Origin of the sequence: Brucella tritici (assembly GCF_902825325.1) — a bacterium.
Taxonomy (GTDB): Bacteria; Pseudomonadota; Alphaproteobacteria; order Rhizobiales; family Rhizobiaceae; genus Brucella.
The window spans coordinates 304,043-320,090 of the sequence record NZ_CADEAR010000004.1 but is presented as its reverse complement, the minus strand read 5'-3'; the positions used below and the strand labels follow the sequence as shown (position 1 = coordinate 320,090).

Sequence of the window (16,048 nt, the reverse complement as noted above, 5' to 3'; positions counted from 1 at the left end):
ATGGTTGGGCATTTTCGAGAGGTGCCGCGCGCGGACGCAGGGCACGAAATGCATATTCTTAGCAAGTCAATCGGCCGGACGCGGCTGCAGCGGCGGGTTGACTTCCGGCGGGATCGGGCAGGTATAGGGCGTCTTTGCCGTGCGAGCCTTGTGATCGGCTTTGGCGTCGTTCAGAATCTTCTCATTTTGAAGAACATCGAGCGCCGTGCCCGCCATTACCTTCGCAGCATAGACCATGCCCTTATGAGCAGCCGGCATCTTGCCTTGCGCGGTGATCTGCCAGGAATGGCCCGGCGAACCGATGGCGTGCGTTGCCACGCGTGCCTGAACAGTCGGCACGACCCAGCTCACATCGCCCAGATCGGTGGAGCCGATCATCGGTACGCCCTTCTGTTCGCGCTGCAGCACGTAGTCGCAAAGCGGTTCGTTTTCCGCCAAAGGCTGGCCGACACGCAGATAGTCGGTTTCGATGTCTTCTTTCGAAAGAGTCGCCTGTATCTCCGCTGCAAAGGCACGGTCCGCATCATCGAACGGCACGCCGCCCAAACGCTCCATGTTCGAATGCATCGCGATTTCCAGTGGCGTATTGCCCAGCAGGTTCGAGACCGCGCTCATGATGGAGATATTGACGGTTGTTTCCGTCATCATTGCTGCGCCCGCCGCAACCTTCTTCACCCGATCATTGAGGGCGAACATGCCCGGCAGATCAGTGGCGCGAATGGCGTAGCGCACCTTGGCCTTGGCTTGCACGACGTTCGGCGCGATGCCACCCGCATTGAGATAAGCATAGTGAAGACGGCAATCGGACGGGATATGCTCGCGCAGATAGTTGCAACCGACACTCATCAGTTCCGCCGCATCCAGAGCCGAACGCCCTAGATGCGGTGCCGCAGCAGCGTGGGAGGCCCTTCCGGTGAATTCGAAATCCATCCGGGTATTGGCAAGCGATTGGGCGTCATCGACCTGCGTAAACGAAGCCGGGTGCCAGCAGATGGCAATATCGACATCGTCGAAAGCGCCCGCGCGCGCCATGAAAGACTTGGCCGCGCCGCCTTCTTCTGCAGGACAACCATAGTAGCGCACGCGACCCTTCTTGCCAGTCTTTTCCAGCCAATCCTTGACCGCCGTCGCAGCCAGAATGGCAGCGGAGCCCAGAAGATTGTGGCCGCAACCATGACCATGTCCCGTACCGGGGATCGGGCGCGGCTCTGCTATGCCCGCTTCCTGACTAAGGCCTGGCAGCGCATCATATTCACCAAGAATGGCGATGACTGGTCCACCCTCACCCGCCTCGCCCGTGACAGCAGTGGGAATGCCAGCCACATTCTCGGTGATACGAAAACCCTGTGCCTTCAACATTTCGGTGTGCTCGGCACAGGACTTGTATTCGGTATAGGCGATCTCGGGCATCCCCCAGACACGATCGCTCAAGGCTTCAAAATCAGCCTTCTTCGCATCCACTAGATCCCAGATCTCTTCACCATTCTTCACGGCGTACTCTCCCAACAATGCTTTTAAAGATTCTCGTCGATGAAACGGGCAAGCGCGCCAAACACGCGGCGACGATTTTCGATACGCGCAAAGCCATGGCCTTCATGCGGCACGCGCAGATACTCGATGGGCTTGCCGAGGCCGCGTAAGCAGGAATAGACCATCTCGCTCTCGCACGGGGTGACGCGCGGGTCTTCCAGACCGTGGGCGATCATCAGCGGCGCTGCGATATTGCCGATGCGGTTGATGGGTGAGAACCGCTCCAGTTCATCCCGCATGGTTTCCGCATGACCATATTCGATGGCGCGCAGTTCCTTGCGCCACGGTCCGGTGGTCTGCAACAAGGTGAGAAAATTGGCGATACCGTAATATTCGACGCCAAGCTTCCACAGATCGGGATATTCGGTCATGGCCGACAAGACCATGAAACCACCATAGGAACGACCGAACACACCGATACGGTTTGCATCGACATCGCTGCGTGCCGCGACCGCCATGCGTACCGCCTTGAGATCAGCAACGCTGTTCATGCGTAATTCGCGATCATCCAGGTGTTGGTAGGCGCGGCCATATCCCGTACTGCCGCGAATATTGGGCGCGATGACCATGATGCCTTGCGCCAGCATGTACTGAATGTCCGCACGAAAATCCGGCTTCCACTGGGCTTCAGGACCGCCATGTACGATTATCATCACCGGATAACCATCGAGACCTGCAGCACGCTCCGGCTTGTAGACGAAATAAGGAATCTCCAAACCGTCAAAGCTTGCAACGCTTGTCACTATCGGTTCGAGGAAAGCTGGTAATTTAACCTTGGCCTTTGGTGCGTCTGTCAGGCGCGTGAAAGCACCGCTTTCAACATCGCAGCGCCAGATGTCGCTTGACGTCGCAGCACCTTCCACAGGCATGATCAGTGACATGCCATCCGGCGTCCACGCGATCGAAGCAACGACCCCGGTAACCGGCATCACTAGCTGTTTCAGTACAGCTCCACCGCGGCCGACCAGAACCACATCGTTCCAGCCTTGACGGTTCAGGACGAGTGCTATCCTGTTTTGATCGGGTGAGATTGCAAGCGCTTCGACATCCTGCCCTTCGAAAGCGGCGAGTTCGGTCAGCGATGCCGCGTCGTGCGGCTTGACCATGACAGAGAGATATTCGCGTTCCTGGTCGGCAATCAGCAGAATGCCGGAGCCATCCTTGAAGAATTTCGGCGCTTGATAGCGTGCCCGTCCTTCATGCGGCAAGGCATTTTCATAGGTGCCAGTTTCAAGATCGAGGCGACAGAAATCCTGATCCGTCATTGCGCGCTGGCAATCGTTGACCAGCAACGACTTGCCGTCGGGCGTAAAGGCGGCCGGCGTGCGCCATCCGATCCCCTCGTAAACGCATTTCGTCTCACCGGTTGCAACGGTCATCACATGAATATCCATGTGGAAACGGTCACGATAATTAGCACCATAGGCGATCTGTGTGCCATCCGGCGACCAGCAACCCCAGGCATGAACCACCGTAGTATAGGTGGTAAGAAGGTGCGGCTCGCCTTCGGCATTTTGGATCAACCAGAGCTGGTGACGCTCATCACCACCCCAATCGGTGGTGATGAGCAGATCACGGCTCTTCGGACTGAAGGCAAGATTACCGACCGGTTCCGGCAGATTGGTGATCTGGCGTGGCACGCCGCCCGCAAGCGGGCGCCCCCAGACCTGCGCCGTGCCGCTTTCATCGCTTAGATAGACCAGAAGCTCTCCGTCCGGCGAGACGGCAGGCTTCACTGCCTTGCAGATATCGATGTAGTGCGTCATCGAAAGCGATGTATCGGCGGTCTTTGTATCGAACATCGAACTGTCCTCAATTCCAAGCATTGAAAGTGTGGGCTTACGTCAATTGCCGCGCCAGCCGGACTGATGCGGCGGTCAGTGCATCGGCCATCGGGCCAATTGTGGACTGATGGTTGGCAAGCGTGACGATGGTGAAATTCGCTTCCGGCCAAGCTTCCTTGAGTTTCCACGCCGTCATCATCGGAGTGACGGTATCGTAGCGCGCCTGCACAATTTCAGCGGGAAGGTGGCGGATACGATCGATATTATCGATGAGATAATTGTCCGGGAGAAAAGCCCGGTTGACGCAATAGTGGGTAAAAATGCGTGATACGGCCAAAGCCGCTTCCGGCTTCAGAAGCTTGGAAACGTGGTCCGTGTCCGGTTCGAAGGTCTGCGTGCGCGCCGAGAACCCGCGCAGGCTCTGGGCCGCTTCCCGTTCTTGTACGGGATCGCCCGAGGTGAGCCGCCTGTAATAAGCGGTAAGTAGATCGCTACGTTCGCTTGTAGGCACGAATTCGGCAAATTTCTGCCAGTGGTCTGGAAAAATGGCCCGGCAGCCATGGAACCACCAGTCGACATCCTCCTGCCCCCCCAGAAATATGCCGTGCAGCCGAAAGCCGAGGCAACGCTGCGGATGCGCGATGCCATAAGCAAGCGAAAGACACGATCCCCAAGAGCCGCCGGCCACAAGCCAGCGCTCAATACCCAGTTTTTCGCGCAGGGCTTCCATATCCGCGATCAGATGCTGTGTGGTGTTTTCAGTAATTTCAGCGAGAGGGGTGGAACGACCCGCGCCACGCTGATCGAAAGTGATGACACGATAGATATCGAGATCAAAACTGGCAATCTGCGCAGCTGAGACGCCCGCACCGGGACCGCCGTGCAGAAAGACAGCGGGGATACCTTTCGGGTTGCCATATTCCAAAACGGAAAGCTCATGTATGTTGCTGACTTGCAAACGGAACTCATGCTTCGGCTGAGCGGCGCTTGACGCCCCAACGGCGCCGCTTTGCAGTTTCGAATCATTGATTTGCTGCGCCTTTTCGCCAGAAGGGTAAATCTTCCCCTTCGGAAGGAACTTGGCTTCCGTCATTCATTTCCCCATTTTTTGCGCTCGTTTGAAAGGCGCGCCAGTCATCATTGCCCTGAGCTGATCTTCTCGCTTTTTCAAAAGCTTAAAGAAAGGCTGAGGAGCATTCTCCCTTGACTGTCAGTTTTGTTATTCGAAATTTATAGGCAGCAAATTTGGGCTTTGGCCAATGCAATTTTAGACTTGCCATTCCAATCTGGAATACGTGTCTATACGCGGCCATATCGTTGGCAGCCTGTCTTTACGGGATTGGATAATACTGATCCCGTAATATGTCCGGGGCAAACTTTGCCAAGCATCGTGGCAAAGAGATTTATGGCGTATGGAGCCAATCCCCCATACGCATATGGACAACCGTTTCAAGAAAATAGAGCTGACAACGTCTTGGCAAGCTCTGAAATTTCAAGCAAATACTTCAATCCCGACCATAGATGCCGGTATGAATCTCACCATCTGCACCGCACCACGCACGATACATGCCCGGACTGTTGAACGGCAGACAGACATTGCCCTTGCGGTCCACCGCAACGAGGCCGCCAGAACCGCCGATTTCACCAAGCTCGCGGACAACAACTCCAGCCGCTTCGCTGAGCGTTTGCCCGGCCCAGCGCATCCGCGCATCTACTTCGTGGCCTACAGCCCAGCGGATGAAATATTCTCCGTGACCTGTGGCGGAAAGCGCAACCGTCTGGTCGTCAGCCCAGGTTCCAGCGCCGATGACCGGACTGTCGCCAACACGTCCCGGCGTCTTGGCCGTCATACCACCCGTGGAGGTTGCTGCAGCCAGATGCCCGAAACTATCCAGCGCAACAGCACCTACAGTCCCGTGCTTGCGGGCAGGATCGCCATCGTCGGCTGCGCCACTGCGACGACGCTCCATTTCGTCATGCAATGCCTTGCGGCGCTGTTCCGTCGAGAACCATTCCGGTGCCATCATTTCCAGACCGGCAGCTTCGCAAAACCGCTTCGCCCCTTCGCCTGCAAAGAACACGTGTTCGGTCTGCTCCATAACCGCACGTGCCGCCAGAATAGGGTTGCGTGGTCCGCAAATTCCAGAAATTGCACCACATGCCCTAGTTGCGCCATCCATGATGGCAGCATCCATCTCATGCGTTTCGTCGGCGGTGAAAACAGCTCCTCGCCCGGCGTTAAAAAGCGGATTTTCTTCCAGAGCAATCACAGATGCCGTCACAGCATCGATAGCTTTGCCACCTTTACGTAAGACGTCCAGTCCAGCCTGCAGGCATTCACGCAGGCCAGCGTGATAGGCGGCCTCTTTCTCCGGCGTCATATTGGCCTTGAGAATAGTTCCAGCGCCGCCGTGCAACGCAATTACGGGTACAAATTCGGACATTTTAACTCACTGTTGAAGACGTTATCACGGACTGGAATGACGTGAAGACCTATACGAACTATCGAAATGTATCAGCCAGTTTTGACTGGTTCGTTTCGTTCTGCGTATCTTCAAGTTCCCTTGGAAGAGGCGCGCTTGAGCAACGCAGATGCATCTCGCGAACGAAAATTTTCCGCCGCTTCTCGTCGTTCTCTTTTATTGCCGCCGCGATACCCAGCCCATATGGACCGATGAGAAGTCCAGGAGCTAGATCAGAAGCTTTCGTTTCTCTGGCCTCATAGTTCGTGGCCTCCGCACGAATTTCTTCGCACTGCGGCGACTGCCATTTGGGATCCTGCGTTGAAAGCGAAGCTGCATAATTCTGCGGCGATGTCGTGCATCCAACCAAAGTCAATGACAGCAGGCAAACACACCCCACCGCTAAACGCTCTAATACCATTTTATTCCGTTTCTCCGTGCGACAAGCTTCATATGCGAAGCCACCGCTCTATTCAGAAATATTGCTATTACCTGCAAGTATTGCATCTGCGGCCAGGCCACCTGCCATACGGTATTCATCCGACCACTCTTCGTCATCAAAGACGCAAAGTGCAACTGTCGCACATCGCTGCCTCTCTCTAAGGATAGCGAGCGCGATCACATCGACGGGTACAACTTTTTCGTTCGCTTCGGAGACTTCCAGCCACAAATTTCTGGCGGCATCTTCGATATCACGGGGAAATTCCATGCCGTTCGCCTCTTCACGTGGTTCAATGCGCAAAATTTCAGCTCGTCGAATCGCACGCACTTACCCGCTATTTCTATCGTTTCACAATTCAAAACATCAGGCACTTCTCAACAATGCCGCATTGAGCGAAACTTTCTTTCGACAGCGCCCGTTAACGAAAAACACTGATCCGCACGGATATAACATATTGAAGGTTGCATCTAACAACGGGTGAGGCAGGGCTTGAAGCCGGACTTATTCTTTAAAATCATACTGGCTTTATGCGCAGCTTTCCTTGTGACTGCCATCATTGTCAGACTTTATCACGAGTATCACGACATTGATTCAACTTGGGGCAATATGCGTTTAGGCGTATACCCAGGTTGGGATACACCGGAGAACTAGTTTCCCGAAGCTTCAGAAAACCTGCTTGCCTTGTAAGTCAGGCTTCCAGATTCCGCAGTCTCCACCTCAATTCGAATATTCCTGATTTCGATAGATTGTTGCTCGACCGGAAAATCGACTGTTTGTCCCGTATCCGGGTTTAGCAAGTCAGTCGCGGTATAACCGCGAATCTCGAAACACATTCTGCCATCGATAACGCCCAGATAAACGATGTCAAAAATCGTGCCGGACTCGACAGGATCATACTCATCGGGATTCGGTATCTCCGACCCTTTTGCGTAGTCGCGCGGAGGGACAATGGGATCGCCGCTGAGAACGAACTGCGTCTGACCGAAGGTGTCGGTTGCCGGCGCAGGATGATGCAATGTCTCTTCAGTCATCGCCGACACCTCTGCATTTGCAGCCGGTTGCGCATGCAAACCCGTTGGAAAATTCAGAATACAAGATGTAACCGAGAATATCGCAAGCCATCGAGTTGTATTCGAACGTTTATCCATAGGCTGTTCCTTTCCCTGAATCGCAAATCAGCAGCGTTGTTTTGACCGAAACGCGACACGCAGGCAATCCTGCCTATCATGTGTTGCTCCCGTTGAAAGGACAGCAGTAACTGTCACGATTTTATGACTGCAATCATTAATACCTTAGGTTAGGGTCAGCGCGAGAAGACTACCTTCTGAAACCTCAATAGAGAGGCATGGCATGACGGTTGAATCCAGGTCAGTTCGCATTATCCGGACAGTTGTTGAAACGCTGCGCCCACAGTTCAACGTGGAACTATGGGATGGTACACGTATCGGTGCGTTCGATGGTCCGTCATTGGTAATCAACGATCCGACAATCGTCCGACAGCTTCTTCTCAAGCCCAACTATGATTCCCTGATTGATATCTGGACATCCGGTCGCGTCGATATCAACAACGGTACGATCTTCGATCTCGCTGAAGCCAAGACTGATGGGAGTGTGAAGAACAGGTTGAAAGAGCTGCCAAAATGGCAACTACTCAAGGATCTTCCGGCTCTTCTGTTGGCTGGCAAAACCGATGCGCGCGAGGTTCTTGACGGCAAGGAGCCGTTCGTCAGTGGATCAAGCAAGGAGGCAATTACCCATCATTACGATGTATCCAACGAGTTTTATCGCTTATTCCTCGATGAACGAATGGTTTACACATGCGGTTACTTCAAGGACTGGGCCAATGATATCGACCAAGCCCAGAAGGACAAGCTGGAGCTTATTTGCCGTAAACTACGATTGAAACCCGGTGACCGTCTTCTAGATATCGGTTGCGGTTGGGGTGCCCTCCTGATCTATGCAGTGCAGAACTTTGGCGTCATCGGAACTGGCGTTTCATTGTCGGAAGCGCAAACCGCGCTGGCCCGCGAGAGGGTCAAGCAGGCAGGACTTGAAGACAGGATTACCATCCACGTCAAATCCTATGCAGAACTTGATGGTCAGTTCGACAAGATTTCATCTGTGGGAATGTTCGAGCATGTGGGAATTGCCAACTACGATAGCTATTTCAGCGCTGTGAACCGGCTTCTACGCCCCGGTGGACTTTATATGCATCACGCAATCACAAGGCGCATGAAGAAGGACAAGAAATCCTTCAAACGTAAAAGTGCAGAGCATAAGGCGCTTGTGAAATATATTTTTCCCGGCGGGGAACTCGATCATCTTGGAATGACCGTAGAGAACCTTGAAGGGCACGGGTTCGAAGTCCACGACGTCGAAAATTTACGCGAACATTATGGCCGCACCTGCCGGTTATGGTGCGAACGACTGTATTCCAATTTCGACAAAGCCGTTGCTGAAATCGGATATCCGAAAGCGCGTCTCTGGCTGCTCTATCTCGCGGGATGTTCGCTGGCATTTGAGAGAGGCACCGTCCAAATCAACCAGACGGTGGCTTCAAAACGCAAACGCGGCATTTCCGCTGTGCCGCAGACGAGAGCGGATATCTATACCAGTTTCAGCCGGCCGGGACGTGAGTAAGCAGCGAGGGTAATCGCTGCTGAGACCCACGACCGGCTAAACAGTCTCCACTAACTGTACGCTTTGTACCGGTTTAGCCTGTATCTGGCGCCATAGAGGCGTCATTGCAGCTGTGATTTCTCCATAAAGCGCGTAACGGCGATTATAGTGTCCATCCAGCGCGGCGTTCGGCTTGTAATGCCGATCGGCGCGCACCATGGCATTGGCACCTTCTGTGAAATCTGAGAACAGCCCAACACCGGTCCCCGCCGCAATGGCTGCGCCAAGTGCGCCTGTTTCTCGTGAGACGGCAACAGAAACTGGCACGCCGAGTACATCGGCAAATATCTGGGGCCATAAACGGCTGCGTGAGCCGCCACCGGAAAGCACAGCCTCCTCGAAGGTCGCGCCTGCTTTTCGGATGGTTTCCACATGCTGGCGATGACCGAAGGCAACGCCTTCAAGCAAAGCGCGTATCAGATGCCCCTTCGTATGCCAGCCCGCAATACCGTAAAACCCTGCGCGGGCGTGGCCGTCCTGCTGCGCTCCGTAGAGATAAGGGTGGTAAAGCGGATCATCACTTGCAGGTTCGATGGCTGCGGCGAGACTGCAACAAACATCAAATGGCGAGACATCGGCATGATGGTCGCCTTCAAAAAATTCCCGCACCAGCCATTCAAGATTCGCCGCAGAGGTAGCGCTGTTTTCCATCGCCATGTAACGGCTGCGATCAAAAGTAGAGGTCATGAAGACCGGCCCCTTGAGATCAGGACTATCGACAATAATCTGGTTGATGCTCCACGTACCTGCAATGATCGATGCGCTTCCCGTGCGCGAGACGCCAGAACCCAGCGCCGACGCTACGACATCGAAGAGACCTCCAACAACGGGCGTACCCGCCGCAAGCCCAGTCTCCCTTGCCACAGCCTCAGTTACATTACCTGCAATATTGTCGCTTTCGATGAGCGGCGGCAGGATGTCCATACTGTCACCCAAACCGTAAGCATCCATCAAAGCACTGTTGTAACGGCGCGTTGCAAGATCGAGCAAGCCTGCCCCCGACATATCGGAAACTTCGCTGAAACGTTTGCCCGTCAAGCGATTGACCACGAAGTCCTTGGAGAAAAATACCGTGCCTATCTGGTCAAACAGTTCAGGCTGGTAGCGCTTCAGCCAGGCAAGCAGCGTCGGGGTTTGGGAGGGCCATGGACGCTGGCGCGCTATCGGATAGGTCTTTGCGCCCACCCCTTTTGCCGTCCACTCTTCAACGAGACCAGTCGCGCGGGTGTCGAGCGACTGGATGCCTATGAGCGGATCTCCCTCCCGGTCGAGCGCGTAGAGCCCGTTACCGTGTCCGGCACAGCCGATAGCGGCAATATCACTCGCCGCTATCCCCGCCTTATCAAGGCAAGCCCGAATAACCCGCTTGGCATTGGACCAGAGCTCGCCAAGGTCACGCTCGACGTGACCGGGATGCAGCATGCGGCTATGTCCTTCTTCACCTGCATGGGCGAGCTCCCGTCCCGAAAGATCAAAAACCACCGCCTTGATGACAGTGTTGCCCGCATCGAGCCCCAACAGATATTTTTGCATGAAGAAGCCCTCCCAAGGTCCAACCAATCCAGTAACTCAGCCCTGCTGATAAAGCGAGTAGGCCTCCTCGCCGCTCGCATTCTTATGAATAATCGCCATCAACCCACGCACCACGGCGCTTGGATTGGCATGCTGATATATGTTGCGTCCATAGACCATGCCCATTGCACCTTGCTGCATCAAGGCTGCAGATTTTGCAAACACTGCGGAGAGATCTTCCTTACCGCCGCCACGCACCAGCACCGGACAGCGCGCCGTCTCTACGACACGATGGAAATCCTCTGCATTTGTTGTCGGATCTGCCTTGATGATGTCAGCTCCCATTTCGCGGGCAAGCCGCGTAAGCGTCACGATCTTGTCGGCGTCACCATCGACCATGTAGCCGCCGCGCTCTGTGACTGGCTGCATGACGAGCGGTTCGATCATCAGCGGCATACCGTATTTTTCGCAGTCTGCCCGGACGCGGGAAATGTTCTGTACGCATTGGCGAAAGAGAGCCGGCTCGTCCGGTAGCATGAAGAGGTTCACCACCACGCAAGCCGCATCCATTTGTAGCGCTCCAATCAGCGGATCGGCCTCGTTCTGCAGCACAGCCCACATGTCGCGATGGCGAATGCGGTTATAGGGATTGCCCATGTCGAGGCGCATGACCAGCGCTGGCTTATCCTTACCGGGAATATCCTGCAGCAGATCGGCCTGACCATAGTTCATCTGGATGGCATCAGGCTTTGCGTCAATCAATGCCTTGATGACAGCTGGCATATTCTCCAAGCCGTCGAGAAAGGAGGGCTCATTGCACACGCCGTGGTCGACAGCCACATCCAGACAACGACCGTTGCCGAACAACCGGTTCATCCGGACTTTGCAGTTTTCTCGCATAATTCACTCCTTTGTTCATTCCTTGCGGAAAGGATTTCCTCGGCGACGTCGTGGCGTTCGCGCATGAGGGTTAGAAATCGTTTCAACTCAGCGTTTGCACGCTGTGGCGGCCAGCTTTTCTCCTTCGCAAGCAGATCAAGGACAGCCTTCGTCATAGCGAGGGAAAGTTCACCTGAGATCGCCAATGTCGTACGACGCAAAAGCAAGTCATCGAGATGCTCGACTGCCTCGGTTCGGATGAGATAAAGGAACTCTCGCGTACTGTAGTCAGCATTGGGCAAGGCATAATCTGGCCCTTCCACGATGAAACGAGCGATTTTGACGGCATCTGTGCCGTAAAGTTCAAAGAGTGTTTCAATGCGGCCTGCGGGAAGTCCGGTGGCGGCAGCCGTTTTTGCGATCCAGCTCGCACGGTCTTTCGGAAATTCACGTCCACCACCTATGGCGCGTTCCGTTGTGTCGATCCGTCGCGACAAACCCAGCCGCTTCAGCGCCATATCGGCCGCCAATTCGCCAAAGGAGCGGAAAGTCGTCCATTTTCCACCGATCATGCAGAGGACCGGCGGACGCCCATTCTGCCCTTCAAGCACGGTGCAGAAATGGTCGCGTGGGATGCGCCCCGTAAAACTGTCATTGCTGGCTGGCAGCGGGCGTACACCTGCGAACTGGAAGACAATCTCCTCAGGACGAACTTTGATTTCCGGCAACACGAAGGCGAGCGATTGCAAAATGTAGTCCCGTTCGTCCGTCTCGCAGCGCACCGTGCCGGGATCGTCAATGCGGATATCAGTCGAGCCGACGAGAACTTTGCCGAGATAGGGGAACAGGATGCAAATGCGCCCGTCCTCGTTCTCGTAATAGATCATGTGCCCATCAAGACTGTCACTAAGAGCGGGATTATCAACAATGAGATGCGATCCTTTGGTGCCTCCCATCAATGGAGCAGGCTGTGCCTCTTTTGGAAACAGTGTGCCATTCGCGATATCGATCCAGCCCCCCGTCGCATTGATGACCAAACGCGGCTGGATGGATACCATTTTACCGGAAACGCCGTCGAATAATTGGAAATTACCATCGCCGGTTTCCCGAATTGTCGCATAGTTCAGCGCATTGGCATTTGGTCCAGCAGAAAGGCCATCGCGCAGAAGCTCGACCCCAATCCGCTCTGGGTGGCTGACCCACGCATCGAAGTAGGTGGCAGAACTACGGATCGCGGGATTGAGCGAAGGCCATTTTGCAAGGGTCGTTTTGCGACTGCGAAAACGATGCTTCGGCATAAGCGCTCGTTTACGCGTCAGAAAATCGTAGATGCCCAACCCTGCCTTGACAGCGATTGCACCGCGTCGGCTCGGACGGCGGGTAAGCCCCAGAAAACGCACAATCCCATTTCCTAATCCCGAGAAAATGTCGAAGATCGGAACCGTGGTCGGTAACGGCGCTACATAGTGAGGAGCATTGCGCAGCAATCTGTCACGCTCGACAAGGGATTCCTTCACGAGACTGAACTCGCCATTCTCCAGATAACGCAAACCACCGTGAACCATACGTGAAAGCGCAGCGCTGGCACCCGAACAATAATCGGACTGCTCAACCAGCAGCACGTTCACGCCCTGCAGCGCAAGCTCACGGAAAACGCTGAGCCCGTTAATGCCACCGCCGACGACACAAACGTCCACCTTCGGGCTCTGGCGGAGCCCGTCTAATATCTCTTTTCGGTTCATGATGGCCGTCCGTTATCCGTCCATGTTAACCAGTTGTGCCGAAATGGCCGTGTCGATAGCCGCAAGGTCATCGGACGAAAGCCGGAGCCTTCCTGCCTGCGCATTGTCGAGGGCCTGCGCTGGATTTCTCGCCCCGCAAAGTGCGAAGGTCACTCCCGGCTGCGCCAGCGTCCAAGCAATCACGATCTGGGCTATCGTCGCGCCATGGCGATCGGCGAACGGCTTTATAGCCGTCGCGAAATCCTTTGCCTTCTGCCGGTTGGCAACGGAAAAGCGTGGATTGTCCTTGCGTTGATCGTCCCCGGAAAACACACGTTCCGGTCCGATCATGCCAGACAGAAGACCAAGCGCGAGTGAGGAATAGCTCAACGTCGATACATTGTTTGCAGTGGTAAGCGGCAGCAAGTCTTGCTCGATCTCCTGATCGATCATGCTGAACCGCTCCTGGATCGCATCGAGCGCGCCAGTCTGGATATATTGTTCTAGTTCCGGCCGATTGACGTTGCTGGCGCCGATCGCCCGGATTTTCCCCGCCTGCTTCAACTCTTCAAGTACCGCAACGGTTTCCTCGATGGGCGTCGTCTGGTCCTGCCAATGGGTGATGTAAAGATCGATATAATCGGTGCCAAGACGGCGCAAACTTTCTTCCACCTCGTGGATGATTGAATTCCGTCCCAGATAGCGATGAACCGGTTTTCCGTCCTGATCGAAGAAATGATTACCCTTTTGCGTGTGCCAGACGAGGCCGCATTTGGTCGCGATCACCGCCTTGTCACGACGCCCGGCAATCGCCTTACCGACTATTTCCTCGGAGCGTCCGAGGCCGTAGGCTGGCGCCGTATCAATCAGTGTCACGCCAGCGTCCAGCGATGCCTGGATAGCTGCGATGGATTGGGCTTCATCCGTTCCGCCCCACATCCAGCCGCCTATAGCCCATGTACCGAGACCGACTGCGGACGCCCTGACGCCGGAGCGCCCGATTTCGCGGATCAACTGTTCGCCGCTCATGCGGAATATCCTTCTTGGGATGCAAGTTCGAGAATGCCGGCGCCAGTCGCCTCGTCTGTGACGAGCGTATCGAGATGATTGCCGCGAAGAACGCTCAGGATAGACTCGGCCTTGTTCAATCCGCTGGCAACACCGATCTTCGTCGGGATATGGGCAAATTCATCAAGCGTTAGCGAGACCAAAGCGCGGTTCAGACTGTACTCACAGACCTGACCGTCAACATCGAGCAGATGAGCCAGAAGCTCGGCACTGGCACCGGAATGTTCGATAGCAGTACGATCCTCGCTCGATGACGGGTGCAGGTCGTAATAGGTCGAATCCGTGCTCACGATGGAGCCTATACCGACGATGGCCACCTTGGCTTCCCTCGCCCGCCGAAACACGTCAGCTACAGAACGCATGCTCATCAGCATGGCGCGCTGCGCAGCATCATCCGCAAACAAGGGTGCGTGTATCTGATAAGAATGCCCACCGAGTTTTTCGGCCATCAACGTCGAGACGTGATTGACGTCAGTATAGTGTTTTCCCTGCACACAGCCCGTTGCAGGAATAACCTCGACATCGAAACGGCGCGGCGCTTGAATTCCGGCGACCACTGCACTGACGCCTTTTCCGCCAGTGATGCAAATCGTGTCACCATCAGCAATCTCTTCGAGAAGTAGTCGGGCAGCCGCTTCTCCAACCGCCAGCAGAGCGGTTTGCGGATTGTCGGATACGGTCGGCACAACGATGGCGCGGCTGATACCGCCGAGTGCCAGCAGTCGTTCTTCCAGATCAACAAGAGGCTCGACCGGTGACTTAATCTTGATTTCAACGAGGCCAAGCTGGCGACCGCGCTTGATGAGCCTGTTAACTGTCGCGTGTGATATGCCGAGATGGTCCGCTATCTGCGCCTGTGTCAGTCCTTCAAGAAAATGCAGGACGAGTGCCTGATGCATCTGGCGAGCGACAACTATTTCCTCACGCGGCGCGGTTGTTCTGGGTTTCAGTTTGGCAATGGACATATCAGGACGCCTTCCGCTTGTGCAGGAAATGGTCGATGGAAACTGCGGCAAGAAGAATGCAACCCTTGATCATGTCCTGCCAATACACTGAAACATTGAGCAGGATCAGCGAGGATGTGACCAGCGACAGCAGCGCCATACCGAGAATAGCGCCAAGGATCGTGCCGGAACCACCGCTGAGCGATGCACCGCCGATGACTGCGGCAGCGATAATATTCAGCTCCATACCCACACCGAAAGTAGGCGTTGCAGCACCGAAACGGGACATATAGATGACGCCTGCAACGCCGGCGAGCGTCGAACACAGCACCGTCACCCAGAATTTGACCTGGTTCGTTTTGATGCCTGAATAAAGCGCAGCCTTCTCATTGCTACCGGTATAGAACACTTTGCGAAAGGCCGTGGCCCGGCGCAGCAGAAAATCAAACAGAATGACGACAGCAACAAAAATCAAAATGACATAGGGTATGCCATAGAACGTACCCTGTCCTACTGCCTTAAAACTTGGCGGCAGTGTGAAAAGCGATAGCGGCGTGCCTTTGGTGATGATCAGGCAAAGGCCGCGCACAATCACCATGGCCGCCAGCGACGTGATGAAGTGGTTGAGACCGACGACGGTTACAAAGAACCCCATAGTAGCGCCGATGGCGCTACTCGCCGCGATACCAACAAGCGAAGCCGTCCAAGGATCAAGCCCGGCAAGAAAAAGGGCACCAGAAAGAACCATGGAGAAACAGACCACCGAACCGACCGAAAGGTCGATGCCCCCGACGATGAGCAGGATCGTCATTCCGACCACGACGATGCCTTCTACTGAGAAGCTCATCAGCATCGCACGAAAATTACCGAGCGTCAGAAAGTGCGGCGACGCAAAGGTCATCACCACGGACAATGCCAGAATGATCGCAATCAGACCTGCTTCGCGCATGGTCCCAATGCGCCTTATCGATGAGTTTTTTGGCGCAACTGCTGCCATTGTGTCGATTGCCATTTCACCCTCTCCCAT

General features: G+C 55.0%; 14 protein-coding genes. 1 reads left to right on the top strand and 13 read right to left on the bottom strand.

The window, feature by feature from the left end:
• Positions 1-66 precede the first annotated feature (66 nt).
• The 7 genes from HWX93_RS08115 to HWX93_RS08085 all read right to left on the bottom strand — a co-directional run bounded on the left by HWX93_RS08115 (position 67) and on the right by HWX93_RS08085 (position 7,366).
• Positions 67-1,491 (bottom strand): M20 family metallopeptidase, encoded by a 1,425-nt coding sequence (locus HWX93_RS08115; protein WP_176037084.1) that lies wholly within the window; start codon positions 1,489-1,491, stop codon positions 67-69.
• Between the two features lie 23 nt (positions 1,492-1,514).
• Positions 1,515-3,332, bottom strand: coding sequence for a S9 family peptidase (locus HWX93_RS08110; RefSeq protein ID WP_176037083.1), 1,818 nt, complete (start codon positions 3,330-3,332; stop codon positions 1,515-1,517).
• 37 nt (positions 3,333-3,369) lie between these two features.
• Positions 3,370-4,407 (bottom strand): prolyl aminopeptidase, encoded by a 1,038-nt coding sequence (pip, locus tag HWX93_RS08105; protein WP_176037082.1) that lies wholly within the window; start codon positions 4,405-4,407, stop codon positions 3,370-3,372.
• Between the two features lie 412 nt (positions 4,408-4,819).
• Positions 4,820-5,758 (bottom strand): isoaspartyl peptidase/L-asparaginase family protein, encoded by a 939-nt coding sequence (locus HWX93_RS08100; RefSeq protein ID WP_176037081.1) that lies wholly within the window; start codon positions 5,756-5,758, stop codon positions 4,820-4,822.
• 58 nt (positions 5,759-5,816) lie between these two features.
• The gene (locus HWX93_RS08095; RefSeq protein WP_176037080.1) at positions 5,817-6,197 is read right to left on the bottom strand and encodes a hypothetical protein; all 381 of its coding nucleotides are present in this window, start codon (positions 6,195-6,197) and stop codon (positions 5,817-5,819) included.
• 48 nt (positions 6,198-6,245) lie between these two features.
• Positions 6,246-6,485 (bottom strand): hypothetical protein, encoded by a 240-nt coding sequence (locus HWX93_RS08090; RefSeq protein ID WP_109986879.1) that lies wholly within the window; start codon positions 6,483-6,485, stop codon positions 6,246-6,248.
• A gap of 380 nt (positions 6,486-6,865) precedes the next feature.
• Entirely contained in the window at positions 6,866-7,366 is a 501-nt protein-coding gene (locus HWX93_RS08085; protein ID WP_176037079.1) for a hypothetical protein, read from the bottom strand.
• Positions 7,367-7,568: 202 nt separating this feature from the next.
• Between HWX93_RS08085 and HWX93_RS08080 the strand changes: the two genes are divergently transcribed.
• The gene (locus HWX93_RS08080) at positions 7,569-8,858 is read left to right on the top strand and encodes an SAM-dependent methyltransferase (protein WP_176037078.1); all 1,290 of its coding nucleotides are present in this window, start codon (positions 7,569-7,571) and stop codon (positions 8,856-8,858) included.
• 36 nt (positions 8,859-8,894) lie between these two features.
• Here the strand turns inward: HWX93_RS08080 and HWX93_RS08075 are convergent, their stop codons facing one another.
• Genes HWX93_RS08075 through HWX93_RS08050 form a run of 6 tightly spaced genes read right to left on the bottom strand, consistent with a single transcriptional unit; the run spans position 8,895 to position 16,033 of the window.
• Complete coding sequence (locus HWX93_RS08075; RefSeq protein ID WP_176037077.1) at positions 8,895-10,430, bottom strand: FGGY-family carbohydrate kinase; 1,536 nt, start codon at positions 10,428-10,430, stop codon at positions 8,895-8,897.
• A gap of 36 nt (positions 10,431-10,466) precedes the next feature.
• Positions 10,467-11,309 carry a class I fructose-bisphosphate aldolase gene (locus tag HWX93_RS08070; protein WP_235969082.1) on the bottom strand — a complete coding sequence of 281 codons (843 nt, stop codon included), beginning with the start codon at positions 11,307-11,309 and terminating at the stop codon, positions 10,467-10,469.
• A complete protein-coding gene (locus HWX93_RS08065; protein ID WP_176037076.1) occupies positions 11,282-13,030 on the bottom strand; it encodes a glycerol-3-phosphate dehydrogenase/oxidase in 1,749 nt (582 codons plus the stop codon). The genes HWX93_RS08070 and HWX93_RS08065 overlap by 28 nt, the downstream gene beginning before the upstream one ends.
• A gap of 12 nt (positions 13,031-13,042) precedes the next feature.
• A complete protein-coding gene (locus HWX93_RS08060) occupies positions 13,043-14,038 on the bottom strand; it encodes an aldo/keto reductase (RefSeq protein ID WP_176037075.1) in 996 nt (331 codons plus the stop codon).
• The gene (locus HWX93_RS08055; protein ID WP_176037074.1) at positions 14,035-15,042 is read right to left on the bottom strand and encodes a sugar-binding transcriptional regulator; all 1,008 of its coding nucleotides are present in this window, start codon (positions 15,040-15,042) and stop codon (positions 14,035-14,037) included. The genes HWX93_RS08060 and HWX93_RS08055 overlap by 4 nt, the downstream gene beginning before the upstream one ends.
• A 1-nt stretch (position 15,043) precedes the next feature.
• Positions 15,044-16,033 carry an ABC transporter permease gene (locus HWX93_RS08050; RefSeq protein ID WP_176037073.1) on the bottom strand — a complete coding sequence of 330 codons (990 nt, stop codon included), beginning with the start codon at positions 16,031-16,033 and terminating at the stop codon, positions 15,044-15,046.
• Positions 16,034-16,048 lie beyond the last annotated feature (15 nt).

Bases quoted from the DNA above. Each gene is read 5' to 3' on its own strand.
- HWX93_RS08065 (WP_176037076.1), bottom strand. From the start codon at position 13,030: ATGAACCGAAAAGAGATATTAGACGGGCTCCGCCAGAGCCCGAAGGTG.
- HWX93_RS08050 (WP_176037073.1), bottom strand. From the start codon at position 16,033: ATGGCAATCGACACAATGGCAGCAGTTGCGCCAAAAAACTCATCGATA.
- HWX93_RS08090 (WP_109986879.1), bottom strand. From the start codon at position 6,485: ATGGAATTTCCCCGTGATATCGAAGATGCCGCCAGAAATTTGTGGCTG.
- HWX93_RS08085 (WP_176037079.1), bottom strand. From the start codon at position 7,366: ATGGATAAACGTTCGAATACAACTCGATGGCTTGCGATATTCTCGGTT.
- HWX93_RS08060 (WP_176037075.1), bottom strand. From the start codon at position 14,038: ATGAGCGGCGAACAGTTGATCCGCGAAATCGGGCGCTCCGGCGTCAGG.
- HWX93_RS08080 (WP_176037078.1), top strand. From the start codon at position 7,569: ATGACGGTTGAATCCAGGTCAGTTCGCATTATCCGGACAGTTGTTGAA.
- HWX93_RS08095 (WP_176037080.1), bottom strand. From the start codon at position 6,197: ATGGTATTAGAGCGTTTAGCGGTGGGGTGTGTTTGCCTGCTGTCATTG.
- HWX93_RS08110 (WP_176037083.1), bottom strand. From the start codon at position 3,332: ATGTTCGATACAAAGACCGCCGATACATCGCTTTCGATGACGCACTAC.
- HWX93_RS08075 (WP_176037077.1), bottom strand. From the start codon at position 10,430: ATGCAAAAATATCTGTTGGGGCTCGATGCGGGCAACACTGTCATCAAG.
- HWX93_RS08070 (WP_235969082.1), bottom strand. From the start codon at position 11,309: ATGCGAGAAAACTGCAAAGTCCGGATGAACCGGTTGTTCGGCAACGGT.
- pip (WP_176037082.1), bottom strand. From the start codon at position 4,407: ATGACGGAAGCCAAGTTCCTTCCGAAGGGGAAGATTTACCCTTCTGGC.
- HWX93_RS08055 (WP_176037074.1), bottom strand. From the start codon at position 15,042: ATGTCCATTGCCAAACTGAAACCCAGAACAACCGCGCCGCGTGAGGAA.
- HWX93_RS08100 (WP_176037081.1), bottom strand. From the start codon at position 5,758: ATGTCCGAATTTGTACCCGTAATTGCGTTGCACGGCGGCGCTGGAACT.